Below are 22,050 nucleotides of genomic sequence, written 5' to 3' on the forward strand. Positions count from 1 at the left end.
CCGGGAATGGCTGCTCACCGCCATCACCCACACCGGCAAACAGCCCCAGGCTCTGGAAGAAGAGGGTGGCAGCGAGCCCACCAGCTACCACAACACCTTCAGCGCCATCCCGGCCGACAAAACCTGGCGCCCGCTGTGCAACCACAAACCCGTGATGGACGGCCCCCAGATGGCTCTGGTCACCGGCCCCGAGGGTGAAGAAATCCACTGCGACCAGTACGGCCGGGTAAAAGTAAGATTCCCTTGGGACCGCTATTCCAAGAACGACGAACACTCAAGCGCCTGGCTGCGCGTGGCCCAGGGCTGGGCCGGTGGCCAGTACGGCTTCATGGCCTTGCCCAGAATTGGCCACGAGGTCATCGTCAGCTTCCTGGACGGCGACCCGGACCAGCCCATCATCACCGGACGAACCTACCACGCCACCAACACACCGCCGTACGCGCTGCCGGAACACAAAACCCGGACCACCCTGAAGACCAAAACCCACAAGGGCGAGGGCAGCAACGAACTGCGGTTTGAAGACGAAGCCGGCGAAGAACAGATCTACGTGCACGCCCAGAAAGACCTGGACCTGCTGACGGAAAACAACCGCACCGAAGTCATCAGGAACGACAGCCACCTGACGGTGGAGAACCACCAGTTCAGCCACATCAAAGCGGCGGACCATTGCACCACCGACGGCGAAAACCGGCTGTCCGTTGGCGCAGACTGCAGCCAGACCGTGGGCGGCACCTACCACCAGAAAACCGCCCGCACCATGGCCTCGGAAGCCGGCACCGAAGTGCATCACAAGGCCGGTGCCAAGGTGGTGCTGGATGCCGGGGCAGAGCTGACAATTTCCGGGGGTGGAAGTTTTATCAAGCTGGACCCCAGCGGCGTGACCTTGAGTGGGCCGGGGATCAAGATTAATTCCGGGGGCAGTCCGGGCAGTGGTTCGGGGCAGGGAGCGGTAATGCCAGGGGTTCCTCAGGTGCTGGAAGCAGAGCCTGCCAAGGTGATTGATCCTGTTGAACTGGCAGAAGTGCCACTGACCAGAGCCCAGTATCAGAACCTGATGACGGATGCGCCGTTCTGTGAAGAGTGCGTCGCCTGCCAGGATGGCGTGTGCAATGTCTGAGGCCAAGGGATTCCGGGCGGCACTGGATGCTCTTACGCAACAGCCTGGTGAAACAGGAAGCGCTTACGTCGTCCTCAGTGGCACCAGCGAGTCGAAGCCGGTTCAGAATTTCTTCCGCACCGATGGGCTTACGGCGTTGCCGCTGTTCATGGGAACACCATACGCAGCGTGGCATGACGTAATGCCGTTCCTTGCGCAAATCAACACGGCCAGTGCATTTATAGATTGGGTTGAAGAGTCCCACAGTGAGGATTGGGGCTGGGGACTGATAAGCCGAGCTCCGTTTGATGATGTGTTCGGCCATATTCGAAGTCTCACCAAGATAACGCTGGCGGATGGGCACGAAGTGTTCTTCCGCTACTGGGCGGCCCGGTTCTTCGGCCAGATTCTGCAAAGTCTTGATGAAGCCGGCCGTGCGAACCTGATGGGGCCCATTGAGGCCATTGTTCTGCCCTCGGGGGAAACCATTCATCATCCCGGAGTTCCCGAAGTAGCCAGCCCGGTGCCGTCGTTTCCATGGTTCTCGCTGCCATCGGAGGTCCAGAAACGGGTAGCGGGCCTGTGCTGGGATCAATTGGTCGGCAATACGATGGCCGTCTTGGCTAAAACCAGGCCATCTCCGTTGAGCCGATACCCGGAGCCGATTGCCCGCCGGAAAGTCGAACGCCATGTGAGGCGGCTATGCCAGAGTAATGTGCCTACCGAGCTGGCGCCATCACAACTTCAATCGATACACCAGGCCCTGATGCAAGAAGCGTCAATGGGCTCTCGTAGATAAAGGATGAATCAATGATCGAGTCAAGGACGGCTCTTCGAGAGTCTCAACAGGCGTCTGATGGATTGCCCGACATCAATGCGATCACCCGTGAGCTGCGGGAATCGTTGGCCAAGACTTACGAAGATTGGCGCGAAGGCTGGTTTTCATCGATCTTCATGGGGCATGAACAGGTCCTTGAGGTGAATGGTGAAGCCAGCCGGGAAAGTGTCAGTGATGATGAAGTTGTCTCGGCAACTGTAGCCCCGTGTGAGGAGTTGCGGACAATCAAAATTGCTCACTTCCATGAGAACGTAAGCAAGACGCCGATTCCCTCCACGCGGTTTCAGATCCAGGAGAACACCGGCTGGATCTTCGATGACTGGGAGACCGTTCACAGCGGCACCACTGATGTGAATGGTATTGCGGAAGTTCCCGTTGCGCCGGGCAAAGAGTATCGGGTGGTTCTGGCGCCGGACGTTTCCCGTGCGGACATGGATGCGCTGTACCAAACCTACGAGAGCTTTATCGAGCGATGTTGTTCATTGCTTGAAAACACCTGGAATAACGGTGCTCGTCAGGAGTGGGAAAGCTATCTGAGCATGAGCTCAGCTGTTCAGGCTGCTGCTGTATATGCTCGGTTTCAGGAGGGGATTGCGGACGGATTCACCGCTGTTCTGGACGACATCCGTCGAATCTACGATGTGATTTGTGGCTTGCTGGATCACGATTTCAGCAATCTGCCAGACGATCTGCGTGAGCAGATGGAAAACCTTAAAAAGGCCGACGACGCCTATCTCAAGGCGTGCCTTGTGGCCAATGACGAGGTTTTCCTTTTCCTGGTGATGTACACGGTCAGACAGTACTTCCGTTTACTGTCTCCGACCCAGGTGGCTGAAGTCTCCGGGGAGCTGGTTGGCCAGATTCTGTTCGATGTGGTGGTCGGCCTGATCATTACCGGTGGCGCCGGGCTCGCAGCCAAATACGGTGCTCGAATTGGCAGCAAAGCCGTGGCGGGCGCCATGAATGTGGCGGAGGACGTTCGCGTAACCAAGAACATACTCGGCGAGTTTCTTGGCCAGTTCGCCAGAGAGTTCCAGGAATTCATGGAGAACATCGGAACCAACCATCGGAAGATTCAGTTTGCGGGTTCCGGCCATATTGATTCATCCAATACACAGTCCGGGGCGGGTGTCCGAAACCGTCACAATGCCTATCAGGAAATGGCGGACACTGACGATGTCGCCAACATCCAGTCTTCGGGGCGTGATCACGGGGCTACGAGTGAGAGTGAGGCTCAGCCAGTACGCGACGAATCAACACCCTCCCAGACGGACCAGGGCCGTGCCACCCAGGATAACGAATCCACCGAAAATGTCGCCGACCCAATCAGTACCGTCACCGGCGAGGAAGTACTGGAACTGACGGACGCGCGTCTGGTTGGTGCTCTGCCATTCGAGTTCAAGCGGGTATACCGATCCGGTAGCAGCGACCGGCGCCTGGATATGGGCTATGGTTGGCGCCATAGCCTGAATCACGCCCTGACTTTCGACGATGGTGGCATCACCTGGCATGACCACGAGGGCAAAAACACCCGCCTTCCGGAATTGGAGAGCGCACCTGTTGGTATCAATTCCCGAGCTGGCATGGCGGCCTGGCGGGACGGCGAAGAGGTTGTTGTCTGCGCGGGTGAAAAATCGCTTCGCTATCACTTTCTCCGGTCGGGAAGCTCGGGCCAGCTTGTTCGGATATCCGACCGATATGGCAACACGCTCAAGGTTGGTTACAACCTGCACGGCCAGCTTGAGCGCCTGAGCAACGACTCGGGCAATGCGCTGGCATTTGATTTCGAGGGTAGCCGCCTCACATCGGTTCGCCTGTTGCGCAGGGAGCTGACCGATACTGGCTACCAGTGGCAGTCACTGCGGACTGAGCGCAGCTACACCTACGACGACAGCGATGACCTGATCGGCGCTGAGGACGCTGAGGGCGGCACTGAGCGTTATGGCTATGAAAACCATATGCTTACTCACCGGCAGCTTGCCGGCGGTTACAGCTTTTATCTCGCGTGGGACGAAAACCTGCCAACCGGTCGCTGTGTTCATCAGTGGGGGGATAGTGCCCAGGTCGATACCCGCTTTGAGTGGGATGATGAAAACCACACCTGTACCGTTAGCTACGTCGACGGTAGCCGGGAAATCTGGCGTTACGATGGCACTGCACAACTGCAGGAGAAAGTAGACCCGGACGGCGCCAAACACCTGAGTGAATACGACGAACAGGGGCGGTTAAAAGTCACCATCGACCCCATGGGGGCCCGGACAGAATACCAGTACGACAAGAGTGGGCGGCTCCAGAGCAAAACCGGCCCGGACGGCCAGCCCATTTTGTTTACCTATCGAAAGGGGCGCATTGCTGAAATCCATCGCAATGGCCAGACCTGGAAGTTTGATTACACCCGGCATGGTGACCTGGCCTGCGAAGCCGATCCAAAAGGACGAATTACCCGGTACACATACAACGCTCAGGGCCAGCTCACGCAGGTTGATCTGCCGGACGGTCGCGCTCACAAGTGGGGCTGGAACAGCCAGGGCCAGCTCATTGAGGAAACCACTCCCACCGGGGCGTTCTACCAATATCGTTACGATGAGTTTGGCCAGCTTCTGGCCAAGAAGGACGCCCGGGGTGCCATTACCCGATACCGATACGATGGCCTTGGACGAGTTATAGAGGAAGTCCTCTCAGGCAACCGGTCTCGTCGTTATCAGTACAATGCCTACAACAAGGTCACCCGTTTCGTTGATGAGCAAGGGCGGGAAACCCGTTACGAGTATGACAACAACCTTCACCTGCTTACTCATCGCATCAACCCGGACGGCAGCGAGCTTCGTTACCGTTATGATCATCACCGGTTCCTGCTGACTCACATCGAAAATGAGCGGGGTGAAGCCTACCGCATCGACTATTACCCGAACGGGTTGGTCAAACAGGAGACTGCGTTTGATGGCCGTCGCACCGCTTACCAGTATGACCTGAATGGCCATCTGACAGAGAAGGCTGAGTACGGCACTTCCAGTGAGGTCCTGCAAACCACCACCTATGAGCGGGATGAACTCGGCCAGTTGCTGAAGAAGACACTACCCGATGGCCGCGAGATTCAGTACGGCTATAACGCGGACGGCAAATTGATCGGGGTTGATGATGGCCACTGGCCGTTGGCTTTCGAGTACGACGAATTCGGTTTGTTGAAAACCGAACATCAGGGCTGGGCCAGCCTTCGTTATCGTTATGATGAATTTGATCGCCTGAACGAAGTGGTGCTGCCGGACGGCCAGGCGCTGGCTTACCATCGGGACGCAGCCGGGTTGTTGTCGGGCATCGACCTGAATGGCCAACCGCTGACCCGCCACCAAATGGCGTCCACCGGCGAGGAAGTCGAACGGCAACAGGGTGAGCTGCTGAGTGCCTATGTCTATGACGACGAAGGCCGCCTGACCCAGCACCGGATTCATCAGGGCCGCCTCAAAGACATCAGCGCTCAGCGCGACTACCAGTACGATCCCAACGGCAACCTCAAAAGCATCCAGGACAGCCGCAAAGGACTCAGACAATACGTCTACGACCCGATGGATCGTTTGGTGGGCGTGCGGGGCGATCTCTATGAGCAACTCATACATGACCCGGCCGGCAACCTTCTGGAGCAAAACCAGGGGGCTTCGAGCAGTCAATCTGCCAATGTACGTGGCAACCGCCTCACCATGCACGGCGACTGCCACTACGAGTACGACGAATTCGGCAACCTGATTGAGGAACGTCGAGGTAAAGGCCAGAAACTGGCCACCCGGTATAGCTACGACTGCGAGCACCGACTCACGAGCGTCACCACACCGGATGGCAGCACCTGGCACTACGAATACGACGCCTTCGGCCGCCGTATCGCCAAAACCAACGGCCTGACCCGAACCGAATTCCTCTGGCAGGGCGACCGCCTCATTGCTGAAGAAACCGGGGATCAGTACCGCACCTACCTGTACGAACCTGACAGCTTCAAACCCCTGGCGCTGGTAGATGGCCACGGCCCCGAACAAGCTGAAGTCTATTACTACCACCTGGACCATTTGGGAACGCCCCAGGAACTGACCAACCAGCAGGGCAAACTCGTCTGGTCAGTCACCTACCGCGCCTACGGGAATGTGGTTCAGCAACAAGTGTCAGAAATAGACAACCCGCTCCGGTTCCAGGGCCAGTACCACGACCCGGAAACCGGCCTGCATTACAACCGGCATCGATACTACAACCCGAATACCGGTCGATTCATTACGCCGGATCCGATTGGCCTTGCGGGTGGGTTGAATAATTATCAGTATGTGCCAAATCCTACGGGGTGGGTGGATCCGTTGGGGTTGGCGGCACAGCCAAAAAATGAGCCTGAGTCGACTGGGAAGGGCGAATCTGATGGCGGATCTAACAGTGTTCTGAATGAGGAGCCCGATATACCGGAAAGTGAACCAGTTACAAAGTTCACTGGAACCGAGCTGGCTCTGTTTGATGGCGAATTTGCTACAAAGCAATTACTGGGTGCTACGAAAACACCAGGAGGGAAGCAAATAAATTTCCATGCTGCTGACCGCATGGTTAACCCTCCCAAAGGAAGAGAGCCAATGTCAATCACACAGGTCGAGGATTTTATAGATACGGCAGACAAAATCAAAAAGATAAAGATTGACAACAGAGGGACTTCGGTGACGCTTATGAATTCAAAATACCCAAAAGCTCAAGTAGTTGTTGATGGTAATAGAATTATTACGGTAATCAATCCAAGGAAAAAGAAATGACGGTTGAATCTTTGGTAGCACATCTTCAAAGATTTATTGATGGTGAGAATATATCGATTCAGTGGGCAAAGGACGCGGAAACGTTGCTTGACCAGCTTGAAGACGATGGAGTTGATGCCGCTCTCGCGCCTATACTTGAATACCTCCAAGACAACTTGGCTATTTTTAGTCCTGGGGGAGGTGATCAACTGATTGACGAGCATGAAATGAGGCGGGTTTGCCAGAGAGCTATTATAACTTTGGAGAAAATGGGGTTTGGCTGAGTCTCACTAATAGAGCATAGTTTTCCGTTTTATGGCTAATTGATAAATTTCTCGATTGCCTACCACCAGTAGTTTTTAAAATGCAGGTCGTCTTGGAGGCGCATTCGGGTTATTAAAGATTCTTTGTTGCGGGCGACCGAGTTGACGACGGCTGAATCTAGCATCATTTATATTACCCAGAGCAATCTGCAGGCTCATTTATAAATGAGTAATCCGCTCTCAAGGGGTTTAAAAATCCAAGGAAAGGAGCAAAACGATGAAACTCATTGGTGCGCTGGTCTGCGCTCTCATTCTGGCTGTTGCCAGCTATTTCTGGTTCTCTGAAGCGCCTCCGGCGATTAACAAGGAGGTCCTGCTGTTTAATCCCCCAGTGGGAGATGTCCGATATTTTGCGGTTGATCAGACCACAGAAATTGGGGTGTCTGGCAGAGGTGGGTCGGTTAACAGGATGACCAGCGTTCTGCGTAGCGAAGTCCTTGGTGTGGAGGCTGGCATGGTTGAGCTTCAGTCCGCCGCCTTGAAAGTTGTGGAACGAGGACGTGGAAGGACACTTGTAGATACCGAGTCGGGCGAGCCACAAAGCAGTGGTGAAAAACTTCTGGTCGATTTTCTGCGGTCTGGAGTTGTTGAGCAGGTAAGTGTTCATGGCGTGCTCAAAGAGAGTACTTACCAGAACCCGGATGCCCTGAAGAGCATTAGTGATCGGCCAGACTCTCTGCAGACTCTACTTCTTCGCAGCTTGAGTGTTTTTCCTTGGTATCCTGGCCAGTTTCCGAATGAAGATCTGGCGATTGGATTATCCTGGCAGACTGAGAATCAAGAATGGAGTGGCGGAATCCTTGAGGGAATGCAGTTCGAGGTTACTCAGTTGGATAGTCAGACGGTAACCCTAGAGTTTGGACCCGTCGGAGAGCAAGACCAGCCGGCAGATGAGGATGCAACCCCAAATAGCTTTAGTGCTACTGGCTACCTCGAACTTGAACGTGCAGCAGGCTGGCCGAGGCAGGCTAGTGTTCAGATTAGTACTGAAGAGGAGCATCAAGGGGTAACCTTTCAGATTACCAGTCGCTGGAAGGTCAGGCAGTCAGAGGTTGATCCAGGGCCAGACACCGACAGACTGCTGTCTATGGCGAAAATATCGATGCAGGCTCGCCCCGTCGATACCTCGAACACCGTCTTTAATGACTACTTCACACCCCCCTTCAGCCCGGAACCGGTGGAGACCTCCCTCAATGAGATCCAGCAAACCCTGCTTTGGTTTGGTACGGAACCGGTTGATTACCGCTATGGACGAGCCGTTGGGGTTGAGTCAAAGCTGAATTCCTCCAATCTTCAAACCGCAACGATTCATCCGGTAAACAGTGTTCGGTTGCTGGATGCTGATGGCGAGCCGGTAGTGGAAAACACAATGCCGAATCCGGACTTCAGAGTCCTCAAACCTTCGATCGGTGGCAACGCTGCCAGCGCGAGAATGCCCTTCCTTCGTATGGGAATGACCGATGAACAGTTGAGGTCGATTGATGTGATTGAATTCGATGCTCAAGTAACCGTACCAGACCAAGAGTACTCGGTCCTTCTTGATAAGAAGGATAAGGCGATTGAACTAGAGAACGCCGGGCTCAAACTGATTATTGAAGAGTGGCGCGATGAAATGGTACGTATTCGGGTATCCGAGACCGGCGGAACACCGCCAGGGGCTCGCCCCATGCTCATGGGCTATCCCGTCGACGAATCGGGAGAGCCGGTAGCTCAGTTTGGTCTGCGCATGACCCATTCCGCTTTTGAGTCCGTTCTGGGTGCCATGAAGAACCCGCCCCGCGGCGCAAAAGCGATGGCAGCTACACTGATGCAGGGGCTTGAAGCAATGCCTCCCCACGAGAGAAACGGCGACTTTATCTTTGAGTTCAGTCGCACATCAGCTCCTTTGCCAGACCGGTTCAGATTCAATTACATGAGCACTCGCACCAAAGATATGACATTCATTGCGCCGGCAGCCAGAAAAAACACGGTTGGTGACGATGTCGAGAGCAGTTGAGGGGATGGAGGAGTCTCCGTTGCTCCCTGAGCCTAGAAACAACAGGCGACGTCTCGGCCAAGATTTGCAGCCAGTGGGTGACTACGCAGGTATTCAACCTTATTACCGCGTTTGTGAGGATGTGCAAGCTGTTCACCACCAGGACAAATGTGGCCCAGAGGCATTTCAGTCCGGTGATTGGTGGTGGAGTCAGGGTCAAATTCGTTTTCTGAACGGCAAGGCCTTCATTGGTCTTTCAGCCGCACAGCTGCTAATCCCATATCTTTGGGGCGGGCTTGTCTTGGTTGGTGGAGGGATGATGCTCTTACATTATGCTTCCCAGGTTGAGCTCCCTGACGAACTAAAATCACTTTTAGGCCTCGGAGTGGTTTTGGGTTGGATAGCTCTATCTATGTTTCTAATCATAAAAACCTTACCTTGGGTTATGAGCGCCGCTGCCTTTCTATTAAAACCGTTCGAAAAAGGCCTTTCTAGGATAATGGATCGCAGCCTTAAAGCGGGCGAAAGCTACTTCAGCCGAGAAACCGGCCAGGTGAGTTTCGCTATGCCTGGCGGCAAGAAACTGACGGCGCCCTTTGGGGAGTTCGATGCCTATGTTGAGCGAGTGATAGAAGCCGGCGGTATCTTCTACCGCTTGATGTTCGTGCATCGCTACACTGCAAAACAATTCAGCCAGACGTCCCTGAGCCGGGTCGAACCCACGAAAGAAGAGGTAATGGCGCTGTGGGACATGCTTCAACGCTACATGGATACCTCTCAGCCCCTGCCGGATGTGCCAAGGCTGGAACCATTCAGACATCTGGACCCAGTTACCGCAGAGCATGACCGGCGCACCGGCCGCAACCCTCGCTTCTGGCGTGATCTGGATTTGGAAGCCTGGAATCAAGGGGAGGGCAAGGAATGGTTGAAGCGGCAGATGGAATACCCATGGGATAAACGTAAATGCAGGCTTACACCGCAGTTGGGCAAGATCTCGATGGCGGAGTACCGAAAGCTGCGTCCGGCTGATGCATGGCCGATTTGAGAGGCTTGATAGCGTCGGCGCAGCCACATGTCGCTCAGCGACTTCGTTTTTTGTGTTGCTTGAGGGATCTGCGTGACTGAACTGCTGCAAGGCACTGTTTTTTCGAACACCGCCTTTCGGGCGATGGAGATAGGTCCACTGCCGAAAGCCTCAAAAGAATGGATGCGTGTTGGTGAGGAGCTTCAGCCTGTCGGCACTTGTGCAGGCATTATCCCTTATCTTGGGACCACTGAGGGCGTTGACGTACTCCAGGAGCCGGATTTTTCCAACTCTGGTTGGACCTAATACGGGGTCAGTTCAGCGGATGTCGTCATTGCGGCCAAACCCGGAGCGAGTCGGGGCTGCATTCTGAGTTTCGAGATAGGGAAAACATACCGTGGATGAACTGAAAGAACTGATGACTGTGGAAGACGCCGATGGTGTCATGCTTAAACTTAGCCTGAACGTGGAAATATACTTCCGTAATGCCTGGCGTACGGATATTCGGGAGGCGGTACTGGCGGTCTTCAATGAATACCGGGAGTATTTCGGCCAGGAATTCAAGTGGACCACCAACCCGAATACCGGTCGCTGGAAAAGCCTGAAGAAAACGCCTTACCCATACCCGGATGAGTGGTTGTTGGATGTACCGCAGGACGAACAGTGGGAGTTTGTTTTCCATGGTGGGGAAAAGAAGACCGACGCCTCCGATGTGGATGTGGTGTCACTTGGTAGGAGAGTAAATAAAGGGGATGAAGGGGCTGCGTCCCTTGATAGTTTCTTGTCGTATATCTATATGCATTTCCCCATCGACTTCTTCATGGATCGTGAGGAAAAACTGCCATCTGTATTCAATCGTTGGTGTAGCTTGCTGAACGCAGAACAAGCCTATGCGGGATTTGGTTTGGCTATTTCTCATGGTTATGAAACCCGGGTAGACCCCTTGGTGTATCAGTTAGGTCAGCGTTTCCCTGGACTGAATATCAGTGATCGGATATCTCATTCCGATGATTTGGTTTGCAACATTAAAACCCCCAATTGGCTTACGGCTATCTGCCAACCCTATGTGGATCAACTCGGTGGTGAGGCTGTATTGCAGGAAACGCTGCCAGATGGTTGGATGTCATCCTACGACGGCGGCGTGATAATACAAGCCGGTTCCAAGCCTCTTCTTGGAGATCGAGAGCAGAGCCTGGATGTGGCCCCCTATCGAAAGGCAGCGCAAGTTTTGCGACCGATTCGTTCCACTGATCATGATGGGATAGCTATGGGGCGGGTGGATGGTGCGAAAGTTTTCAATGCCCCTGAGTATCAGGAGTGGCTGTCCCGCTTCGATGGAGAGCCGGAGGTGAGTCATGACTGACACCCTCGCAATGGATCTGATGCCTGCACAGTGGTTTCCAGACATTGAGTTGACTCGGCTTGCCGTAGGCGAGCGCAGCATTGATATCGTTGGTGCCGGCGAGTGGGCCTTGCAGGGAGATCTGGTGCTGTTTGAGGGCAAAGGTACCCTGCGTCTTTCGTTGACGGAAGCACCAAGGATTGAAATCTGGAATGGCGAAACCTGGCAGGTGCTCCCCGAGGATTTTCTGGAGCATGCGACGACCGTCACTCACCTCCAATATGACCGGGCGAGCGGCGAGGTTGTGGTCAATGCTCGTGCGGGGGACAAGCAGGCCAAGATTCGGCTGGCGGGTATGCTCACCGGTGTGGAGTGGTTGCCGGCGTCGTAGACCGGAATCAAAAGGGGCATGGGTTACATGGATGTGAGCAATGACATCAGGGTAGAAAACGCAGACGGCGTCATGCTCAAGCTCTGCCTGAACGTGGAAATTTACTTCCGTAATGCTTGGCGTACGGATGTCCGGGAGGCGGTACTGGCGGTTTTCAATGAATACCGGGAGTACTTCGGCCAGGAATTCAATTGGACTACCAATCCAAATACCGGCCGTTGGAAAAGTCTGAAGAAGACACCTTACCCGTACCCGGGCGAGTGGCTGTTGGATGTGCCACAGGACGAGGAGTGGGAGTTTGTTTTTCATGGTGGCGAAAAGAAGACAGATGCTTCGGACATAGACTTCGTCTCATTGGGAGGCGGGAAGGCAAGAACCATAGAAGACCATCCTCTCTCCAACCAACGATCGTTGTCATATCTCTATTGCCATTTTCCGATAGATTTCTTTATCGACCGCGACGAAAAACTACCAGATATTTTTAAACGTTGGTGTAGCTTGTTAAACGCTGAGCAAGCATATGCGGGATTTGGATTAGCTATATCTCACGGTTATGAAACTCGTGTAGACCCTTTGGTCTATCAGTTGGGGCAGCGTTTCCCTGGCCTTAATGTCGGCAAAGGAACAACACACTCTCTGTATTTGCTGAGCAGCATCAAATCGCCGGCATGGCTCACTGCCATCTGCCAGCCCTATGTGAATCAACTTGGTGGAGAGGCTGCGTTGCAGGAGGCGTTACCGGATGGTTGGGTGTCACCGTATGACGGCGGTGTGATTATCCAGGCTGGACCCAAGCCTCTGCTGGGTGACCGGGAGCAGGGTCTGGATGTCGCCCCCTATCGACAAGCCGCCCAGGCCTTACGTCCGATTCGTTCAACCAAGCATGGTGGAATAGCCAAGGGCCGCGTGGACGGTCAGACTGTGTTCCATACTCAGGAATTCCGCGAATGGCTGTCCCGTTTTGACGGCGAGCCGGAGGTGAGTCATGACTGACACCCTGGCAATGGATCTGTTGCCTGCACAGTGGTTTCCAGACATAGAACTGTCCGAGCTTGCCGTAGGCGAGAGCAGCATTGACATCGTTGGTGCCGGCGAGTGGGCCTTGCAGGGAGATCTGTTGCTGTTTGAGGGCAAAGGTACCCTGCGTCTTTCGTTGACGGAAGCACCAAGGATTGAAATCTGGAATGGCGAAACCTGGCAGGTGCTCCCCGAAGATTTTCTGGAGCATGCGACGACCGTCACTCACCTCCAATACGACCGGGCGAGCGGCGAGGTCGTGGTCAATGCTCGTGCGGGGGACAAGCAGGCCAAGATTCGGCTGACGGGTATTCTCAACGGTGTGGAGTGGTGCCCGGTTTCATAGGGTCGAGCCACATCTATACGTGTGGTCAGGACGATTTAACTGATCGATCCCCCCCCCTCTGTCAAGGTAGTTGGAACCTCACCTGATGTTAGACTCTGTAAAAGACGCTACCCGATGGCCGCGAGATTCAGTACGGCTATAACGCGGACGGCAAACTGATCGGGGTTGATGATGGCCACTGGCCGTTGGCTTTCGAGTACGACGAATTCGGTTTGTTGAAAACCGAACATCAGGGCTGGGCGAGCCTTCGTTATCGTTATGATGAATTTGATCGCCTGCACGAAATGGTACTGCCGGACGGCCAGGCGCTGGCTTACCACCGGGACACAGCCGGGTTGTTGTCAGGCATCGACCTGAATGGCCAACCGCTGACTCGCCACCGAATGGCGTCCACCGGCGAGGAAGTCGAACGGCAACAGGGTGAGCTGTTGAGTGCCTATGTATACGATGACGAAGGTCGCCTGACCCAGCACCGGATTCATCAGGGTCGCCTTAAAGACATCAGCGCCCAGCGCGACTACCAGTACGATCCCATCGGCAACCTCAAAAGCATCCAGGACAGCCGCAAAGGGCTCAGACAATACGTCTACGACCCGATGGATCGTTTGGTGGGCGTGCGGGGCGATCTCTATGAGCAACTCATACATGACCCGGCTGGCAACCTCCTGGAGCAAAACCTGGGGGCTTCAAGCGGTCAATCTGCCAATGTGCGCGGTAACCGGCTTACCATGCACGGTGACAGCCATTACGAGTACGACGAATTCGGCAACCTGATTGAGGAGCGTCGAGGTAAAGGCCAGAAACTGGTCACCCGGTATACATACGACTGCGAGCACCGGCTCACGAGCGTCACCACACCGGATTGCAGCATCTGGCACTACGAGTACGATGCCTTCGGCCGCCGTATCGCCAAAACCAACGGCCTGACCCGAACCGAATTCCTCTGGCAGGGCGACCGCCTCATTGCTGAAGAAACCGGGGATCAGTACCGCACCTACCTGTACGAACCTGACAGCTTCAAACCCCTGGCGCTGGTAGATGGCCACGGCCCGGAACAAGCTGAAGTCTATTACTACCACCTGGACCATTTGGGAACGCCCCAGGAACTGACCAGCCAGCATGGCAGGCTCGTTTGGTCAGTCACCTACCGCGCCTACGGGAATGTGGTCCAGCAACAAGTCTCAGAAATCGACAACCCGCTCCGCTTCCAGGGCCAGTACCACGACCCGGAAACCGGCCTGCACTACAACCGGCATCGATACTACAACCCGAATACCGGTCGGTTCATTACGCCGGATCCGATTGGCCTTGCGGGTGGGTTGAATAATTATCAGTATGTGCCTAATCCGACGGGGTGGGTGGATCCGTTGGGGTTGGCGGCACACGAGAAACGTTCACCTGATAGTTCCATAAACACTGAACTTCAGGCTAGCCTTCGTTCACTGCCTGAGGGCAGCTATAGGGTGATAAATCAGGTTGATACGCCGGAAAAACTCGGGTTTGCCAACAATAGGGCGCTTGAAATCGAATTGCTGCAGGACGTCGACGGAGTAAGATTCTACGGAGGCGATGCTGCAAAAGAAGGTGCTTTCGTTGCCGTAGGAAAAATTCCGAATAACTTACAGCATGCACGTCAGCATTTGGCGCTTAGTCCGTTCTATGATGCTTCGGGCCGATCCGTTTATAACACAATGGATAATCTGGTAGATGTTCGTATTCAGAAAGCTGCGAAAGTTTTGATCGGCGAGGTGGCACCTCAGCAATCTAGGGCAGATAGGCTTTATTCCGGGGGGGGACGCAGATTCTAACTCAACATTGGCTGCCCGAAAACTCGGGGAAAGTTATTTATATGAAGTCGGAAAAGGTGCGCTAGTTGATATGAAAACTGTGCAGTTCGTTGGCGAAACGCAGGATAAAAAGTTCTGTTTTGTTTTCCAAGATGAAGAAAAGGAAAACTACTATCTTGATGAAGACGTGTGTCGCGTCTCTGGCCTGAGCCCTTTAATTTATGACCAATTGGCTACTAACCGTTCTTTTTTGGTTAGATTTGAGGAAAAGAGTGGTGTTCGTTACATAGTCAGTATAGCGCTAGGGGATTAGAGTGCTACTGAGCAATTGAGCCAGACCTCGTTGAGGAGGGGGAGCCATAAGAAGGAGGAGTTGGTGGCGTTATCGGGCCAGCCTCAGCGCTACTTGGATACCGCGCAGCACTTGCATGATGTACCGAGGCTGGAACCATTCGACACTAGATGCCGTCACCGCTGAACATGCCGTCGCACCGGCCGCAACCCTCACTTCCGGCGCGATTCTGTAATGGCTGGACCGAAAACCGGCGCCATTACAGAATCGAAGTCACTTTACCAACTCCCCACATTCTCCATACTCGCCCAAGGCTCCCGTGCCGGGAGCGCATCGCCTTTCTGCAGCAACTCAATGGAAATCCCGTCCGGCGTCTTGATGAACGCCATATGGCCATCCCGGGGCGGGCGATTGATGGTGACGCCGCTGGCCTGGAGTTTCTCGCACAGGGCGTAGATATCGTCCACGCGGTAGGCCAGATGGCCGAAGTTGCGGCCGCCTGTGTATTCCTCTGGGTCCCAGTTGTAGGTCAGTTCGATCATGGGCGCCTTGTCTTCCCGGGCCCGGGCTTCATCGTCCGGGGCGGCGAGGAACACCAGGGTGAAGCGACCTTTTTCGTTGCTTTTACGACTGATTTCTACCATGCCCAGCAAATCGCAGAAGAAGTGCAGCGTGTCGTCCAGGTTGCTCACCCGGATCATGGTGTGCAGGTATTGCATAAGGTGCTCCTTGGCTGGTCAGGTTCTGAATTGTGTACCCCACAGTTTACGGTATTCTTCGGCTATGACTAAAAACGAGATTACCGAGACGTTGCGGGCGTTCGAGGTGCCGGCGGTCCGGCATCTGGCCTGGTTGTGTCTGTCGCCTCAGCTGTTAAGGCATGAGCTCAGTTTCGATCCTGCCGCCCATCTGCCCCCGGAATTCCTGGAGACGTTGAAACGGTGGGAGCGGAACCCTGATACCCTGCCTGCGCGGTTGACGGAAACGCCGGAGGGTCGGCTTGGCCACTATTTCGAGCGCCTGTATGAGGTGTTACTGCGGGATCTGTTGGGTTGGGACATTGTACTGCAGAATCAGCAGGTTCAGGCCGAGGGGCGAACGCTGGGTGAGCTGGATTTTCTGGTTCGCAACCGCTGCTCCGGCCAACTGGAGCACCACGAAATTGCCATCAAGTTCTATCTCGGCTTCGTAACCGAGGCAAATCAGGTCCGGTGGTACGGACCCAATGCCCGGGATCGGCTGGATCTGAAGACTGAGCGTCTGCTGAATCACCAAAGCCGCTTGTGCCAGCGACCAGAAACCCAGGGCTTGCTGGCCAGTGTTGGCGTCTGCGAAACGGTAAAGCCACGAATTTTCATGCCAGGCTATCTGTTCTATACGGTTGCTCAAACGCTGCCTGAAGCGCCGGCACAGGTGCCGAGGGAGCATCTGAAAGGTTACTGGATGAGGCTTGATCAGGCTCGGCAGGAGAATATCTCTGGCTGGGTGCCCCTGTTCAAGCCGGACTGGATCGGCCCCTGGGCTCAATCGGCTGCGCCGGATACAGCATCGGCGAGGGCGGCGCTTGATCGGGTGGAGAGCGCCGGGATACCCCAGATGTTTGCCGTTTTGAACAGGCGGACGGAATCTGATCGTTGGGTAGAAACTAGTCGGGTGTTCATTATGCCGCCTCAGTGGCCGGGTGCGGGCGCCTAAGACCATTGTAGGGGCTGTTCGGTTCACAGAAACGGGCCTTGGTCGTTGTCACATTCGTGACACGGTTCTAGAATTCCGGGCTGTTCAGGTGGCATCAGGACGATGCCCGTAAGCCAAGGAAGGAGATGCCCCGATGGAAGATTGGCAAGGATGTCTGTCTCCGGAGTGTCAGACCGCGCTGTTGATGGCCCGAGAAAATGTTGGGCGCCGGGGCGGTTCTGTGATTACTGCCGAAGATTTTCTGCTGGCATTGCTCGATGCCATCCCCGCGATTCCCCCGTTTTTGCAACGCCAGAGTATCGATCTGGACGAACTCGTTCGCACCATTCAGGGTGAGCAGCCCATCGTGACCGAGGTGGTCGGAGACGGTGATCTGTCCTCCCAGTTGATCTATTGGATTGCCTCTGCCCGCGAGTCGGCAGAGGTCCCCTGGCTCGATTGGCCGGTGCTTCTGAAAGCCCTGACGTCCCAGTGTGAGCGGCTTCAGGATAAAGCCTATGTGGCTGTACTCGAGCTTGTGACCTACTGGCCCTCGGCACATGACGTGCCTGTGCCCACCTCCGATGCCCGTTTCGTTGCGCCGGTATCGATTGCTGAACCAGAATGGCTCGCGCTGGCGGAAGATGTTGCGGTTGCCCTGGCGGCCAATCCCGAAGCACTGATTTGGGTTCGAGGGCCGAGGGGTGCCGGCAAGTCGGCCTGGCTGCACTCGCTCCTGAGCACTCCCGGCCTGGCCTGGGTTCAGGTTGATCCTCGCCGGGAGTCGGAAGTGCTGGCCTGTGATCAACCGGTTTTACCGTCAGGTGATTCGTCCTCTGAGCATTGGCCTGCGCTGGTATTGGACAATGTCAGCCCCGCCGATTTGCTGACGTTGATAGCCGAGCCGCTGGGGCTGATCCGGGATCTGGTTTCCGGCTGGTCTGGGCCAATCCTGCTGATTGGTCGTGATTCGATGACGGATTCCAGCGGTGTCGTTCGGCTGGGTCAGTTGCTGGGTCGTGAACCCGAGGTTCTGGAGTTGCCTCCGGTGAGCGTCCGTCAGCGGAGGGCGGTACTCACCGCACATCAACCGGCAATCGAAAAGCGTTGGAATATCCAGGTTTCCCAGGCAGCTCTCGAATATGCGGCTTCCCGACAAAGCAGCTGTGTCAGCACTCCTGGTGGCATGCTGCAGTGGGTACGGCGAGCTGCCGCCCGGCTGGATTTGTTTGCCAGTCGTGGCTCGGTGTCGGCGGCGGCACTGGAGGGCGAAAAAGAGGTGTGGCACCGGCAGTCTCTGGTTGCACTGGCGCGGGGAGAAGATTGCCATCTCCCGGAGCAGAAGGCGGAGGTCCTGATGATTGAACAGGCGGCGGCCGATGTTCTCTGGCACGAGCGCAAGCGGGCCGGCACGCTGCGACGATTGCTGGTGGACGATCTGCGCGAGGAACTGGAGCGATGGGTTGCAGCGAGGCCCGGGCCGGTTCACTATGTGCGACATTGCGAACAACTGCAGGGAGAATCCTTGGGTGCAGGATCTGGAAATCTACATTCGTGACCTTGAACCGGCCGCGGTCTCCAACTGGCTGGAAGGCCAACTGGACGAATTACAGTTGGACGATACCGACGTCAGTTCCGTGGTGAAGGGCATGGCCAGGTATAGCGGCGCGCGGGTGCGCATCACGCTGTATCCGGGCGCTTTCGGCAAGCGTTTCACTTCACTGGTGATGGAAGGCGATGAGCTGCCCTGGAACAGCGACCTGGATTGCGCTCGTAGTGCCTGGCGGGCAATGGATACTGAAATCCGCTGCAGCCCGGGAGACTGGAAAGAAGGGGACCCGGTGGAGGACGATAAGTGGTGGCGGCTGGATCATCGCGGCGAGCAGTTGGTGGTCTGGAATTGACAGTCACAAGGTTTTCGGCTTGAAACAAAAAAGCAGCCCCGAGAGGCTGCTTTTTTATTGGCGCGTGCGGGAGCTGTCTCAGTCGCTCAGGATAGACACGTTGTCTGCCTGCAGGCCTTTGTCTGCCTCAACCACGTTGAAGCGCACCAGTTGGCCCTGGCGAAGCACGCGGCGACCACGGCCACGGATGGCGCGGAAGTGCACAAAGATCTCGTCGCCACTGTCACGAACGATAAAGCCGAAGCCTTTCTTGACGTTGAACCACTTGACGGTGCCTTCCTCGTTACCTTCCGGAGTGCTGTCGTCAAAATCGTCTTCGTCGTCGTCATACTGATTGCTGGGCTGGGCACTGCGAGGTGCTGCCTTGCGCGCGGCTGAGTTCCTGGCGGCAGGCTGCTTGCCGGCGAGTGCAATCGCAACAAAGGCGGCAACGGCAAAGACAACAAACGCGAACAGATAGGCCGCTATGCCACCCTGGCTGCCCAGAGCTTCCAGGCCCTGGCCCAACGCCAGGATTTTCAGGGGTTCCGGAGTGGTGGTAAGCAGAAGGCCGAGTACAAACGGTGCCGGAATCGCGATCAGAATGGCAACAAGGATCGCTTTGGCTGGATTACGCATTGGTTGGTTATTCTCCATGGTTTAACACTGACGATAAAAAGCCGGACATCGGGTAACATGGCATGTCTGGCCGGTGAACGCCGCCAACCCCGGGAAAACTGATTATCCCGGCCGCAGGCGGTAAAAGGCGGCATGATACCAGATTACAGAAAGGGCTGACCAAACCTCATGAGCAAAAACTCCCTGGAAGAACGACTGGCAGAACTGGAAATGCGACTTGCGTTCCAGGATGAGCTGATCAACACGTTGAGTGATCAGGTCGCCAAGCAGGAGATGGACATTCGGGAACTGTGGGACGCCAAGAAAATGCTGCACAAGCAACTCAAGGATATCTCGCCGTCCAATATCCGGCGGGAAGAAGAGGAAACACCCCCGCCGCATTATTGATCAGAGGCTCATTGTGAGCCTCTGGTTCGATTCCTTAGGCCAGCAGCTCGACCAGAATCTGTTCGTAGATCTCGGATAGTGTGTCCAGGTCCTCAGCCTTCACACACTCGTCCACCTTGTGAATGGTGGCGTTGATCGGGCCAAGTTCGACCACCTGGGCACCGGTGGGCGCAATGAAGCGACCGTCTGAGGTGCCGCCGGACGTAGACAGTTCTGTCTCACGGCCAGTCACGGTTCGAATGGCATTCTGTGCGGCCGATACCAGCGCGCCTTTGTCGGTCAGGAATGGCCGGCCACTGAGGTGCCATTGCAGATCGTATTTCAGGTTGTGCCGGTCCAGGATAGCGACCACTCTCTCTTCCAGGCTTTCCGCGGTGTTCTCGGTGCAGTAACGGAAGTTGAAGTGCACCAGGCACTCCCCGGGCACAATATTGCTGCCGACGCCGGCCTCGACACGAGTTATCTGGAAGGTGGTGGGCGGGAAGAAGTCGTTGCCGTTGTCCCAGAATTCCTTGGCCAACGCGTCCAGTGCCGGTGCAACGTTGTGGACGGCATTCTCGGCCAGATGCGGGTAGGCCACGTGGCCCTGAACGCCGTGAACGGTGAGGTATCCGTGAAGGGAGCCGCGCCGGCCATTCTTGATGACATCCCCTACCTGATGGGTGCTGGAAGGTTCGCCAATCAGGCACCAGTCCATTTTCTCATTGCGGGCTTCGAGGGTTTCTACCACTTTCACGGTGCCATCCTGGGCCGGGCCTTCCTCATCGCTGGTGATCAGCAGGGCAATCGAGCCCCGATGATTCGGGTGGTTGGCCACAAAGCGTTCACAGGCGGTGATGAAGGCCGCCAGGCTTCCCTTCATGTCCGCAGCGCCCCGACCGTGCAGATAGCCGTCCTTGATGATCGGGTCAAACGGCGGGTGAGCCCAGTTTTTCTCGGGGCCGGTGGGTACCACGTCGGTGTGGCCGGCAAATGCCAGAACAGGCCCATTGTTGCCCTTTCTTGCCCACAGGTTGTCGGTTTCGCCAAAGCGCAGGTTTTCCCCACTGAAACCCAGCGGCGCCAGGCGTGACATCATGAGTTCCTGGCAGCCCGCGTCGTCCGGCGTTACGGATTGGCGGCGGATAAGGTCCTTGGCAAGTTCCAGGGTGGGGGAGAGCGACATAGGGAAACCTGTTCGATAAGAAAAGAGTAGAGGGAATAACACCACAGAACCCCCGGTGTTCGTGGGTTCTGTGGCGGGCTGCAGCCTTAGTTGTTGGCGTGCAGTTCTTCGTTCAGTTCAATAGCGGTCTTGTTGGTTTTGCACTCAACCGCACCGGTCTGGCTGTTGCGACGGAACAGCAGATCGTTTTTGCTGGCCAGATCGCGGGCTTTTACCACTTCCACCAGTTTGTTGTGGTCATCCAGCAGGGCCACCTTGGTGCCTGAGGTGATGTACAGGCCAGCTTCAACGGTGCAGCGATCGCCCAGCGGGATGCCGATGCCGGCATTGGCGCCCAGCAGGCAGTTCTCGCCCACGGAAATAATGATGTTGCCGCCGCCGGAAAGCGTGCCCATGGTGGAACAGCCGCCGCCCAGGTCGGAGCCTTTCCCGATCACCACGCCGGCGGAGATGCGCCCTTCGATCATGCTGGTGCCTTCGGTACCGGCGTTGAAGTTGATAAAGCCTTCATGCATGACGGTGGTACCTTCGCCTACGTAGGCACCCAGACGTACTCGGGCGGTGTCGGCAATACGTACACCCTTGGGCACCACGTAATCGGTCATCTGCGGGAATTTGTCGACCGACTTCACTTCCAGAATGCGGCCTTCCAGGCGTGCCTGCAGTTGCCGCTCCGGCAGCTCATTCAGGTCAATGGCGCCTTCGTTAGTCCAGGCCAGGTTGGGCAGCAGACCAAAAATGCCGTCCAGCTTCAGGCTGTGGGGCTTGGCCAGGCGGTGTGAGATCAGGTGCAGTTTCAGGTACACCTCCGGCGTGCTGGAAGCGGTATCGTCCGTTGCCAGTACGGTGACTACCACGGGGCGCTTGCTCTCAGCCGCTTTCTCGGCCAGTTTGGCCTGGTCTGTCCGGCCCAGTTGGCGAAGGGCGTTGGCAAACTGTGCCAGTTGTTCTGCTTTCACGCTGATGGCCTGGTTGCCACCCTTATAGTCCAGCGCAGACTCAACCACGTCGATCAGGTCTCTGTCGGGTGTCATGATCGGCTGCTGGTAGTACACCTCCAGCCATTCGCCCTGGTTGTTCTGGGTGCCGATTCCGATACCGAATGCAAAACTCATCTGGT

Annotated in this window: 20 protein-coding genes and 1 pseudogene; 17 read left to right on the forward strand and 4 right to left on the reverse strand. The window is 55.8% G+C overall.

What is annotated here, in order from left to right:
* From Q675_RS25910 to Q675_RS25965, 13 genes and pseudogenes are all read left to right on the forward strand, one after another.
* Window positions 1-1,117, forward strand: a 1,117-nt coding sequence (locus Q675_RS25910) for a type VI secretion system Vgr family protein (RefSeq protein WP_023010984.1), incomplete at its 5' end; no start/stop codon positions are given.
* Window positions 1,110-1,895 (forward strand): DUF4123 domain-containing protein, encoded by a 786-nt coding sequence (locus tag Q675_RS25915; RefSeq protein ID WP_023010985.1) that lies wholly within the window; start codon window positions 1,110-1,112, stop codon window positions 1,893-1,895. The genes Q675_RS25910 and Q675_RS25915, both read left to right, overlap by 8 nt.
* Before the next feature lie 11 nt (window positions 1,896-1,906).
* A complete protein-coding gene (locus Q675_RS25920) occupies window positions 1,907-6,706 on the forward strand; it encodes an RHS repeat-associated core domain-containing protein (RefSeq protein WP_227499522.1) in 4,800 nt (1,599 codons plus the stop codon).
* The gene (locus tag Q675_RS25925; RefSeq protein WP_023010987.1) at window positions 6,703-6,969 is read left to right on the forward strand and encodes a hypothetical protein; all 267 of its coding nucleotides are present in this window, start codon (window positions 6,703-6,705) and stop codon (window positions 6,967-6,969) included. Before Q675_RS25920 ends, Q675_RS25925 begins: the two co-directional genes overlap by 4 nt.
* Window positions 6,970-7,225: 256 nt before the next feature.
* Window positions 7,226-9,004: a hypothetical protein gene (locus tag Q675_RS25930; RefSeq protein ID WP_023010988.1), complete on the forward strand. Its 1,779-nt coding sequence runs from the start codon at window positions 7,226-7,228 to the stop codon at window positions 9,002-9,004.
* Window positions 9,005-9,077: 73 nt separating this feature from the next.
* Window positions 9,078-10,028, forward strand: coding sequence for a hypothetical protein (locus Q675_RS25935; protein ID WP_200861834.1), 951 nt, complete (start codon window positions 9,078-9,080; stop codon window positions 10,026-10,028).
* A gap of 72 nt (window positions 10,029-10,100) precedes the next feature.
* A complete protein-coding gene (locus Q675_RS38100) occupies window positions 10,101-10,313 on the forward strand; it encodes a hypothetical protein (protein ID WP_152525358.1) in 213 nt (70 codons plus the stop codon).
* Between the two features lie 91 nt (window positions 10,314-10,404).
* Complete coding sequence (locus tag Q675_RS25940) at window positions 10,405-11,370, forward strand: type VI immunity family protein (protein ID WP_023010990.1); 966 nt, start codon at window positions 10,405-10,407, stop codon at window positions 11,368-11,370.
* Entirely contained in the window at window positions 11,363-11,740 is a 378-nt protein-coding gene (locus Q675_RS25945; RefSeq protein WP_023010991.1) for a hypothetical protein, read from the forward strand. Before Q675_RS25940 ends, Q675_RS25945 begins: the two co-directional genes overlap by 8 nt.
* Window positions 11,741-11,758: 18 nt before the next feature.
* Window positions 11,759-12,733 (forward strand): type VI immunity family protein, encoded by a 975-nt coding sequence (locus tag Q675_RS25950; protein WP_023010992.1) that lies wholly within the window; start codon window positions 11,759-11,761, stop codon window positions 12,731-12,733.
* Complete coding sequence (locus Q675_RS25955) at window positions 12,726-13,103, forward strand: hypothetical protein (RefSeq protein WP_023010993.1); 378 nt, start codon at window positions 12,726-12,728, stop codon at window positions 13,101-13,103. The genes Q675_RS25950 and Q675_RS25955 overlap by 8 nt, the downstream gene beginning before the upstream one ends.
* 101 nt (window positions 13,104-13,204) lie before the next feature.
* Window positions 13,205-14,518: pseudogene (locus Q675_RS25960) on the forward strand (RHS repeat domain-containing protein); the annotation flags it as partial.
* Window positions 14,519-14,981: 463 nt separating this feature from the next.
* Window positions 14,982-15,203, forward strand: a complete 222-nt coding sequence (locus Q675_RS25965; protein ID WP_023008779.1) for a hypothetical protein — start codon at window positions 14,982-14,984, stop codon at window positions 15,201-15,203.
* Window positions 15,204-15,460: 257 nt separating this feature from the next.
* On the opposite strand, the gene Q675_RS25970 is transcribed toward Q675_RS25965, so the two are convergent.
* Window positions 15,461-15,901, reverse strand: coding sequence for a VOC family protein (locus tag Q675_RS25970; protein WP_023010995.1), 441 nt, complete (start codon window positions 15,899-15,901; stop codon window positions 15,461-15,463).
* Between the two features lie 64 nt (window positions 15,902-15,965).
* On the opposite strand from Q675_RS25970, the gene Q675_RS25975 reads away from it, so the two are divergent.
* The 3 genes from Q675_RS25975 (at window position 15,966) to Q675_RS25985 (ending at window position 18,760) form a co-directional block, all read left to right on the forward strand.
* The gene (locus Q675_RS25975; RefSeq protein ID WP_023010996.1) at window positions 15,966-16,877 is read left to right on the forward strand and encodes a DUF1853 family protein; all 912 of its coding nucleotides are present in this window, start codon (window positions 15,966-15,968) and stop codon (window positions 16,875-16,877) included.
* Between the two features lie 133 nt (window positions 16,878-17,010).
* Entirely contained in the window at window positions 17,011-18,414 is a 1,404-nt protein-coding gene (locus Q675_RS25980) for a hypothetical protein (protein ID WP_023010997.1), read from the forward strand.
* Complete coding sequence (locus tag Q675_RS25985) at window positions 18,386-18,760, forward strand: hypothetical protein (protein ID WP_011786016.1); 375 nt, start codon at window positions 18,386-18,388, stop codon at window positions 18,758-18,760. The genes Q675_RS25980 and Q675_RS25985 overlap by 29 nt, the downstream gene beginning before the upstream one ends.
* Before the next feature lie 78 nt (window positions 18,761-18,838).
* On the opposite strand, the gene Q675_RS38565 is transcribed toward Q675_RS25985, so the two are convergent.
* Window positions 18,839-19,378 (reverse strand): cold-shock protein, encoded by a 540-nt coding sequence (locus Q675_RS38565; RefSeq protein ID WP_011786015.1) that lies wholly within the window; start codon window positions 19,376-19,378, stop codon window positions 18,839-18,841.
* Between the two features lie 168 nt (window positions 19,379-19,546).
* Here Q675_RS38565 and Q675_RS25995 point away from each other — a divergent pair, with 168 nt between their 5' ends.
* Complete coding sequence (locus Q675_RS25995) at window positions 19,547-19,765, forward strand: SlyX family protein (protein ID WP_011786014.1); 219 nt, start codon at window positions 19,547-19,549, stop codon at window positions 19,763-19,765.
* A 34-nt stretch (window positions 19,766-19,799) separates the two neighbouring features.
* Here the strand turns inward: Q675_RS25995 and dapE are convergent, their stop codons facing one another.
* Together dapE and dapD are read right to left on the reverse strand one after the other, a co-directional pair.
* Entirely contained in the window at window positions 19,800-20,930 is a 1,131-nt protein-coding gene (gene dapE / locus Q675_RS26000; RefSeq protein WP_023008783.1) for a succinyl-diaminopimelate desuccinylase, read from the reverse strand.
* Window positions 20,931-21,016: 86 nt separating this feature from the next.
* Window positions 21,017-22,045 (reverse strand): 2,3,4,5-tetrahydropyridine-2,6-dicarboxylate N-succinyltransferase, encoded by a 1,029-nt coding sequence (gene dapD / locus Q675_RS26005; protein ID WP_014422003.1) that lies wholly within the window; start codon window positions 22,043-22,045, stop codon window positions 21,017-21,019.
* Between the last annotated feature and the right edge of the window lie 5 nt (window positions 22,046-22,050).

The sequence above is a fragment of the Marinobacter sp. EN3 genome (assembly GCF_000475315.1).
In the GTDB taxonomy this organism is placed as follows: Bacteria; Pseudomonadota; Gammaproteobacteria; order Pseudomonadales; family Oleiphilaceae; genus Marinobacter; species Marinobacter nauticus.

What these genes read in the sequence shown, in the direction of transcription:
- Q675_RS25915 (WP_023010985.1), top strand. Translation starts at nt 1,110, where the DNA reads ATGTCTGAGGCCAAGGGATTCCGGGCGGCACTGGATGCTCTTACGCAA.
- Q675_RS25920 (WP_227499522.1), top strand. Translation starts at nt 1,907, where the DNA reads ATGATCGAGTCAAGGACGGCTCTTCGAGAGTCTCAACAGGCGTCTGAT.
- Q675_RS25925 (WP_023010987.1), top strand. Translation starts at nt 6,703, where the DNA reads ATGACGGTTGAATCTTTGGTAGCACATCTTCAAAGATTTATTGATGGT.
- Q675_RS25930 (WP_023010988.1), top strand. Translation starts at nt 7,226, where the DNA reads ATGAAACTCATTGGTGCGCTGGTCTGCGCTCTCATTCTGGCTGTTGCC.
- Q675_RS25945 (WP_023010991.1), top strand. Translation starts at nt 11,363, where the DNA reads ATGACTGACACCCTCGCAATGGATCTGATGCCTGCACAGTGGTTTCCA.
- Q675_RS25950 (WP_023010992.1), top strand. Translation starts at nt 11,759, where the DNA reads ATGGGTTACATGGATGTGAGCAATGACATCAGGGTAGAAAACGCAGAC.
- Q675_RS25955 (WP_023010993.1), top strand. Translation starts at nt 12,726, where the DNA reads ATGACTGACACCCTGGCAATGGATCTGTTGCCTGCACAGTGGTTTCCA.
- Q675_RS25965 (WP_023008779.1), top strand. Translation starts at nt 14,982, where the DNA reads ATGAAAACTGTGCAGTTCGTTGGCGAAACGCAGGATAAAAAGTTCTGT.
- Q675_RS25970 (WP_023010995.1), bottom strand. Translation starts at nt 15,901, where the DNA reads ATGCAATACCTGCACACCATGATCCGGGTGAGCAACCTGGACGACACG.
- Q675_RS25975 (WP_023010996.1), top strand. Translation starts at nt 15,966, where the DNA reads ATGACTAAAAACGAGATTACCGAGACGTTGCGGGCGTTCGAGGTGCCG.
- Q675_RS25980 (WP_023010997.1), top strand. Translation starts at nt 17,011, where the DNA reads ATGGAAGATTGGCAAGGATGTCTGTCTCCGGAGTGTCAGACCGCGCTG.
- Q675_RS38565 (WP_011786015.1), bottom strand. Translation starts at nt 19,378, where the DNA reads ATGCGTAATCCAGCCAAAGCGATCCTTGTTGCCATTCTGATCGCGATT.
- Q675_RS25995 (WP_011786014.1), top strand. Translation starts at nt 19,547, where the DNA reads ATGAGCAAAAACTCCCTGGAAGAACGACTGGCAGAACTGGAAATGCGA.
- dapE (WP_023008783.1), bottom strand. Translation starts at nt 20,930, where the DNA reads ATGTCGCTCTCCCCCACCCTGGAACTTGCCAAGGACCTTATCCGCCGC.
- dapD (WP_014422003.1), bottom strand. Translation starts at nt 22,045, where the DNA reads ATGAGTTTTGCATTCGGTATCGGAATCGGCACCCAGAACAACCAGGGC.